Consider the following 10,016-nt stretch of genomic DNA (forward strand, 5'->3'; position numbering starts at 1 on the left):
GTGATTAAAGTACAAAACGACGGTACTATTGCCTTAGTGGGTGGTCAAGTATCTAACACTGGTGTACTTGAAGCTAAAAACGGTACAGTATATCTACTTGCTGGTCAAAGCATCGTTATTCAGGATTTAGAAAATCCATTAATTTCATACAAAGTTACAGCAAACAACAAAGCTGTTAACTTAGGTAACATTGTTGCTAAAAAAGCTTACTTACTAGCTAACAAAGTAGCAAACGGTTTAACTTCAACTGTAGGTGATACTTTTGCTGACTTAGTAACTCTTGAAGGTAACGCTAATAAAGCCGTAATTAAAGCTAACGGCGAAATCCAATTATTTGGTGCTACTGAAAGTACACAATTCCAAACAAACCGTCAAGTAAACTCTGAAGTTGTTGGTACGCACAACAGCTTAGTAGTAAACAACGGTACGTTAAACGCTTCATCTGAAACCTCTAAAGGTGGTACTATCTCTTTACTAGGTGACGTTGTTGGGGTTGAAGAAGGCTCTTACATTGCAGCTACTGGTACAACAGGTGGTCTAGTATATGTGGGTGGTGATGCTAAAGGTAGCGGTACAAGCGTTAAATTAGCGGATCAAACGCTAATCCTTTCAGGTTCAACCATTGACGTATCAGGTGAAAGTGACGCAGGTCAAATCTACACTTGGGGTAACGAATCTCAAGTTGAAGGTACATTTATCGCACGTTCAGTAACAGGTAACGGTGGTTATGTTGAAACTTCAGGTAAATACATTAATGTAGTTCCTGGTCACTTCAGCGTAGACACTAGCTCGGAAAAAGGCGAAGAGTACATGGGTACTTGGTTACTTGACCCGACTGACTTTGTGATTACAAATGGTACAGCTAACACTGAAAACTGGAAAGGTGATGGTTCATCATCAAAAGCTTACTATGAAAGTTTAAGTAGTGGTGTAGGTCGTTACTCTCTGAATAAGAGTGGTCAAAGTACTTACGCAATGACTGATGGTACAGTTAACTACTTACTTGCAAATGGTACAGTGAGCCGTGCAGCTTTCTATACTGACGGTAACATCACTATCCAAGGTAATGCTCGTATTTACCACTCAGATGTTAACAACTCTAAACGTGAGTTAACTTTAATCGCGCAAAAAGATGTAACAGTACAATCTGGTGCACAAATTACTGCAGGTTACCTAAACTTAACTTCTTATAACGGTAACATTACCGTAACAGGTGCTTGCGTAACTGCTGGTTACAGTGTTGAGTTCTATATTACTCACATCGGTAACATTACTGTAGATTCATCTACAATTACTTCTAACCGTCAAATCTGGTTAAACCTAGATACTGACACAAATGTTACTGATCGTTACATTAAGATCACAAATTCAACGTTAAATATGACTGGTAGCCTAGCTACAACTAACGGTTTATATTTAACTTATAACTCGAATACTCGTGCTGGTATTATTATCGAGAACAACTCGAAACTATTTGCTAATAACACATTCCTATCTATTGGTATCAATAGCTGGGATAATGAAAAATCAGCTAACCAGTACGTTAACATCACTGATTCAACTGTATCAGGTAACTACAACTACATCTGGTCTTATAGCGACATCTACTTAAACAACGCAACGGTATACTCTCCAACTCAAGGTAGTATCGTTTCAAATCAAGGTCGTGTAAGAACAGGTACTTCAGGTTTCACAGCTTCTGGTAACAATACTGAGTTCATCGGTAACTACGGTGTTGATTTCCAAAATGTTAAAACCCAAATCGGTGGTGACCAAACAATCGTTTCTAACTCTTCAACAGTTAGCATTGCCAACTCATCACTAGCTGGTACATCAACAGCAAGTAACAGCAATAACTTAAACGTATTCGGTTTAGATACTGTAAGTATTTACAACTCTACGCTTAACTCTGCGCAAGTAGCAGCTTACTCGGTTGTAGGTGGTTTAAACTTAACTGACTCTACAGTTAAAGGTTACTCAACAACTGCAGCAACTCCAGTTTACTTAGGTCAATTTGCGTCGTCATCAATTACTTCTGATGAGCAAAGTTACAATACTTATGATGCTGATAGCGTGTTAAACAACACTTCTATTACATCAAGCAACGGTGTGGTAATTAACTTCCAAGCACCTAACTCATCGCAACAAGTAACAGTTCAAGACGTTAAATTAAACGCAACTAACGTAACTTTACAAACTGCACCTGAAACTAACTACAGTGCTTCAAGTAATGTTACGGTTGAAAACCTAAGCGGTACAGTTACTAACTTATTCTTAGGTATTGTCCAAACTGGTACAAGCCAAGCACAACAAGCTACGCAATTTGTTGTTAATAACACAACTGAAAGCTTAGCGATTTCAGGCAACCTAAGTACAGTAGTTAACACTACTGCAGATGCACAGTTAAACTTAACTAACTCTGTACTTAACTTCACTGGGGCAACAAGCTCAGCGAACTTACAAGTTACTAACACAGCTGGTGCGACTAACTTAGAGAATACGACATTTAACTTCTCTGCCTCTAACACTAACAGCAACTTAAATCTAAACGCAACTAACTCAGCAACTGCTTACTTACGCGCAAAAGATTTAACTGTTAACAATGCTAAAAATGTTAACTTCACTAACGGTACGCAAAATACAACTGGTACAGTTACAGTTAACAACAATGGTAATTTAACTTATACCACTAACAATACAGCTAACTTCGAAGAAGCAACAGTTACTGCTAACAATGTTACTTTAAACTCTGCGACTTCAGGTACAACTAACGTTAACTCGTCAACTATCACTGGTACTTCTAACCTAGATGTTAAAGGTAACAACGTAACTGTTTCTAACAACTCTACCTTAACTACAGGTGAGTCTAGTGCAAATTCTCCAAAAATCGATGTAACAGGCACAGCTGAATTAACTAATTCAACTGTAGTTGGTTATGCTGATTTAACTGCAAGTGCGGGTACATTAAACGCAACAAATTCTACATTTAACGCGTCAAATGGTGCTTCAAACTACACATTAAAAGGTACTGATGTTAACTTAGATAACGTTACTTTTGTAAATAGCACAGAAACTACTTTAGTTCAGTTACAAGCTACTGATGCAATTAACGTTAGCAACACTAACTTACAAACTAACCGTTACGAAATCTGTGCAACAAATAACGTAACAATTAACAACTCTACGTTAGAAGCGCACAACACTACATCAGCTTCAGTATTAGATACTTCATCTTCTACTGGTACTTTAGCAATTACTAACGGTTCTAACTTAGTAGTTCGTACTGAAGGTGTAGTAAACGCAACTGGTAACTTAGTAATCTCTGACTCAACAGTAGATTTAACTAATGCTACAGGTAGCAGCGATGCAACTTTACAATCGTTAAATGCAAACGCTACTTTTGCAAACTTTACGTTAAAACGTAACAACACTGATAGTTCAAACGTAACGTTAAAAGCTAAAGAGAACCTAAACATTACTAACGGTACAATCGTTGAAGGTTACTCTGTAACTTTAGAAGCACAAAACAACTCAATCAATATCATTGATTCAAACATTAGTGCATTCTATACAGCTGCAGATGGTAAATCTGGTGGTTACCCAACAATCACTGCTAACAAAGATATCAATGTAGATAACTCTAATATCACAGGTTGGCAGAGACTTGTGTTCACTTCGAACACTGGTAACGTAACATTTACCGATAGTACAATTACAACTAACGATACAGTTAACTCTGGTGCTTACTCTGGTGACTTTGAAGTTGTAACTAAGAGCGCATCTGACGGTGCTGGTTACATTACTTTATCTAACACAGATGTAAATACTGATGCAGATAACTCTAACATCAGCTTAGTAGCAGCTGCAGGTATTAGTACATTACAAGACACTACTTTAGAAGGTAACAAAGTTAATTTAACAGCACAAGCTGGTTCAATTGACTTACAAAGTTCATCTGTAGTTTCTAATGGTGATGACGATGATGCGTTAGTGTTAAGTGCAACTGATAAGTTAATTATCAATGCAACTAGCGTTGTGGCTAGCCAAGATATCTCATTATCTTCAGTGGCTGGTAACGTACAAAGCTTAGAAGTTACAAACGGCTCTACTTTACAATCAGTAAATGGTAACGTTTCAATTGACTTCTCTGGTGATTCTTCATCTGCTTCTTACGTATTTACTAACTCTAGCTTAATCGCTGAAAACGGTACAGCTTCATTAGTAGTTAAAGATGATTTAACAACTACAGGTAGTACTTTCCGCGGTAAAGAAGTTAACGTAACAAGTACTGGTGGTAACGTAACTTTAACTGACTCAGTAGTTGAAGCTACAGGTTCAGGCGCTACCCCAACAATTAAAACAGCTAAAGACTTAACTTTAGACAATACATCAGTAACAGGTAATGGTGACATTTCTCTAACTACTGATACAGGTAACTTAACTATTATTAATGGTTCTGCAGTTACTTCAAACGAAGGTTCTGTAACTGTATGCTCAACAAGCACTACAGGTACTTTAACTATTAGTAATGCTACTCTACACGCAGATCAAGATGTTACTTTAAACCAAACAGGTACTTCTGGTTCAACAAGTACTTTAGATGGTGTTAAATTAATCTCTGATAACGCTGATGTTAACTTAGAATCTTCAGCTTCGAGCTTAGTGTTAACTAACTCTGAATTATCAGCAGTTAATGGTTCAGCTAACTACGAAGTTACAGGTGATTTAACTTTAGATAACTCTGCGATCCGTGTTAAAGATGATTTAGTTCTTAACTCTACAACTGTAGCTGGTGCGTTAACTGTAGTTAATGGCTCAGTATTACAATCAACAGCTGGTAAAGTTGATGTAACTATCTCTTCTGATGACGAGTTTGCGAACTCTTCAATCATTGCTGCAACTGACGCTAACCTAACTAAAGAAAACGGTGATTTAGTAATCACAGGTACAGATACAGTAATCCAAGGTAACAACGTTAACTTAAAAGCAGAAAACGGTAACGTTACTTTAGGTGACACTACTTTAACAGGTGTAGCTGATGCAAATGGTGCATACGGTGACTTAAGTATTATCGCAGCTAACTCAACTGCAACAGAAGCTGTTGTAAGCTTAACAAACACAGCTATTAGCCAATTTGCAAATGTTGACTTAGAAGGTGCAACTGGTGTTGACCTAACTAACTCAACAATCACAGGTACAGATACAGGTGAATTTAACGTTAACGCTGGTTTAGGTTCAGCTAATTTAGTTGACACTACAGTTGAGAAATTTATCAATGCTACTGTAGAAGCTGGTCAAGACGTTAACTTAGATGGTGTTAACTTCACAGGTACTGGTACAGGTGACTTCACTGCAACAAGTACTGGTGGTGACGTTTCTGTAACTAACGGTTCAGCAATCAACCAGTTCAACAACGTAGCTCTAACAGCTGCAGAGAACGCTGTAGTTGAAAACTTAACTTCAACTGGTACAGGTGCAGGTTCATTTACAACTACGGCAACTAACGGTTCGGCAACAGTAGCAGATTCTGCAATCTCTAACTACATCGACTTAACTGTAGCTGCTAAAGAAGAAGCTTCTGCAACTAACTTAACTGCTACAGGTACAGGTGCAGGCAGCTTTACACTATCAAGTAGTAATGCAACAGCTGAATTAAATAATTCTACTGTTTCACAATTTACTAACTTAACCGTTTCAGGTGACCAAGGTGCAACAGTTGCGAACGTAACTGCTACAGGTACTGGTACAGGTGAATTTGCAGTTGAAAGTGCGAACGGCTCTACAACTGTAGCTGACACTACAGTATCACAATTTAGTGATGTAACTTTAGCAGGTGAAACTGGGGTTACAGCTGAGAACGTAACTGCAACTGGTACAGGTACAGGCGACTTCACAGTTGAAACTAACGGTACTGCTTCATTAGCTAACTCAACTGTTACTAACTTCAACAACTTAACAGTTGCAGGTGCTCAAGGTGCAACAGTTGAAAACGTAACTGCAACTGGTACTGGCAACGGTGACTTCACAGTTGAAAGTTCTAACGGTACTGCAGCAGTAGCTAACTCTACAGTTACTAACTTCAACAATGCAACAGTAGCTGGTGATAAAGGTGCAACAGTTAATAATGTAACTGCTACAGGTACAGGTTCAGGTGAGTTTGCGGTTGAAAGTGCAAATGGCTCTGCAACTGTAACTGACACAACTGTATCACAATTTAGTGATGTAACTTTAGCAGGTGAAACTGGTGTTACAGCTGAGAACGTAACAGCAACTGGTACAGGTACAGGTGACTTCACAGTTGAAACTAACGGTACAGCTTCATTAGCTAACTCAACTGTTACTAACTTCAACAACTTAACAGTATCAGGCGCTGAAGGTGCAACAGTTGAAAACGTAACTGCAACTGGTTCGGGTAACGGTGACTTCACGGTTGAAAGCTCAAACGGTACAGCTACAGTAGCTAACTCAACAGTTACTCAATTCAATAACGCAACTGTATCAGGTGATAAAGGTGCAACAGTTGAAAATGTAACTGCTACAGGTACAGGCAACGGTGACTTTACAGTTGAAAGTGCTAACGGCACAGCAGCGGTAGCTAACTCTACTGTTACTGATTTCAACAACTTAACAGTTGATGGTGATCAAGGTGCTACAGTTAACAACGTAACTGCTACAGGTACTGGTAACGGTGACTTCACAGTTAACAGCGATAACGGTACAGCTGCAGTAGCTGACTCTGAAGTTACTAACTTCAATAACGTAACTGTATCTGGTGACCAAGGTGCTACAGTTGATAACGTAACTGCTACAGGTACTGGCAACGGTGACTTCACAGTTGAAAGTGCGAATGGTACAGCTACATTAGCTGACTCTACAGTAACTGAGTTCAACAACTTAACAGTTGACGGTGACCAAGGTGCGACAGTTGAAAACGTAACTGCAACTGGTACTGGTAACGGTGACTTCACAGTTAACAGCGAAAACGGTACAGCTACATTAGCTAACTCTACTGTTACTGAGTTCAACAACTTAACAGTTGACGGTGACCAAGGTGCTAAAGTTGAAAATGTAACTGCAACTGGTACAGGTAACGGCGACTTCACAGTTAACAGTGAAAACGGTACAGCAGCTCTAGCTAACTCAACAGTTACTAACTTCAACAATGCAACTGTTGCAGGTGCTGAAGGTGCTACAGTTGAGAACGTAACTGCAACTGGTACTGGCAACGGTGACTTCACAGTTGAAAGCTCTAACGGTACAGCTACATTAGCTGACTCTGACGTTACTAACTTTAACAACCTAACAGTTGACGGTGATAAAGGTGCGACAGTTGACAATGTAACTGCTACAGGTACTGGCAACGGTGACTTCACAGTTAACAGCGAAAACGGTACAGCAGCTCTAACTAACTCAACTGTAACTGAGTTCAACAACTTAACAGTTGATGGTGATCAAGGTGCGACAGTTGAGAACGTAACAGCAACTGGTACAGGTAAAGGTGACTTTACAGTTAACAGTGAAAACGGTACAGCTACATTAGCTGACTCTGAAGTTACTAACTTTAACAACCTAACTGTTGATGGTGATCAAGGTGCTACTGTTGACAATGTAACTGCTACAGGTACAGGCAACGGTGACTTCACAGTTAACAGTGACAACGGTACAGCAGCTCTAACTAACTCAACTGTAACTGAGTTCAACAACTTAAAAGTTGACGGTGATCAAGGTGTAACAGTTGAAAATGTAACAGCTACTGGTACAGGTAACGGTGACTTTACAGTTGAAAGTGCGAACGGTTCAGTTGCTATTGCTGACTCTAACGTAAGTAAATTCAACGATGTAACTGTAACTGGTGACCAAGATGTTACTGTAACTAATGTAACTGCAAATGGTACAGGTGAAGGTAACTTCACAGTAACAAGTAACAATGGCTCTACAACTTTAGAAGATTCTGAAGTTAATAACTTCAAAAACTTAACAGTTGAAGCTAAAGAAGATTCGACAATCAGCAACCTAACAACTACAGGTACTGGCGAAGGTGCATTCAAAAATACAAGTAGCAACGGTTCTGCAACAGTGAAAGACTCTACTGTAGAACAGTACACAGACTTCACTAACTCTGCAAAAGACGACGCTACAGTTTCTAATGTAACTACAACTGGTACAGGTTCAGGTGACTTCACAAACGAAAGTTCTGAAGGTAAAGCAACAGTTGAAGACTCAACAATCAACAACTACAACAACCTGAATAACAAAGGTGAGACTGAAGCAACAATCTCTAACGTTACAACAACTGGTTCAGGTAACGGTGATTTCAATAATGAAAGTAACGGTACTTCTACTGTTAAAGATTCAACAATTGAAAATTACAACAACCTAAACAACAAAGGTACAGACGAAGCTACAATTTCTAACGTAACTACTTCTGGTACTGGTAACGGTGACTTCAACAACGAAAGTTCTGAAGGTAAAGCTGTAGTTGAAGATTCTAATATCACTAACTACAACAACCTAAATAACAAAGGTGAGACTGAAGCGACAATCTCTAATGTTACAACAACTGGTTCAGGTAACGGTGATTTCAACAATGAAAGTAACGGTACAGCTACTGTTAAAGATTCAACTGTTGAAAACTACAATAACCTAAACAACAAAGGTAAAGACGAAGCTACGATTTCTAACGTTACTACTTCTGGTACTGGTAACGGTGACTTCAACAACGAAAGTTCTGAAGGTAAAGCTGTAGTTGAAGATTCTAATATCACTAACTACAACAACCTAAATAACAAAGGTGAGACTGAAGCGACAATCTCTAACGTTACAACAACTGGTTCAGGTAACGGTGATTTCAATAACGAAAGTAACGGTACAGCTACTGTTAAAGATTCAACAATTGAAAATTACAATAACCTAAATAACAAAGGTAAAGACGAAGCTACGATTTCTAACGTAACTACTTCTGGTACTGGTAACGGTGACTTCAACAACGAAAGTTCTGAAGGTAAAGCGGTTATTGAAGACTCTAACATCACTAATTACAACAACCTAAATAACAAAGGTGAAACTGAAGCTACGATTATAAATGTAACGACAACAGGTTCAGGTAATGGTGATTTCAACAACGAAAGTAACGGTACCGCAACTATCAAAGACTCAACTGTTGAAAACTACAACAACCTAAACAACAACGGTGACAAAGGTGCAGTAATCGATAACTTAACTTCAACTGGTACAGGTGAAGGTAACATCACTTCTACAAGTGGAAATGGTTCTGTAACTGTAACTAACTCAACTCTAGATAACTACAAAAATCTAGTATTAACAGGTGAACCAATTACAGTTACTAACAACACAGTTAACTTAACTGAAACTATCGTTACTAACTCTAATACAACACCTACAATTACTGATAACTCTGGTCAAATCGGTACTTCACCAACTAACAATGGTCAGTACATTGATTACAATACAATCAATACGAGCAACCCGAACTTAGTAATTCTAAATCCGTTCGCAGGTGACGTTGAGATCGATCCTAACTATTCTGACTGGTTAGAATTAGGTGATGATCTAATTGAAGATGACGGTAAAGACAAAGGTGACTTAGCGCATGATACAAACGCTTATGGTTTACATGCTGCTAACGATATCGATGTAACTTTAGCGAACACTATCTTCCAACAATGTACTGTTGATTTAGGTAACCTAATCGGTAGATACAACGTATCTGAAGAAGATCGTCGTAACTTATCAATCGGTGACATCGCTGATAAATATGGTTTCTCAAATGAAGATGTAGCAAGCTTACAAACTTCATGTGACAACCATCCAAACTTACTCAAATCTAAACTATTAGATAGCGTTAAACCTAAAAACTAGGTTATAAAACGCTCATCTAGTAACAAGATTGAGTTAACATATTCAACTTACAAATTGAATAGGAATTGAGAGTAACCTTTAGGGGTTACTCTCTTTTTTTATGCTTAAATTTTCACGTTTGAGGTGCACTTGTTTTT

At 38.5% G+C, this 10,016-nt stretch carries 1 protein-coding gene; it reads left to right on the forward strand.

What is annotated here, in order from left to right:
- Window positions 1-36: 36 nt before the first annotated feature.
- Window positions 37-9,879: a beta strand repeat-containing protein gene (locus CKF54_RS08105; RefSeq protein ID WP_222987462.1), complete on the forward strand. Its 9,843-nt coding sequence runs from the start codon at window positions 37-39 to the stop codon at window positions 9,877-9,879.
- The last annotated feature ends 137 nt before the right edge of the window (window positions 9,880-10,016 follow it).

Source organism: Psittacicella hinzii (assembly GCF_003585885.1).
In the GTDB taxonomy this organism is placed as follows: Bacteria; Pseudomonadota; Gammaproteobacteria; order Enterobacterales; family Psittacicellaceae; genus Psittacicella.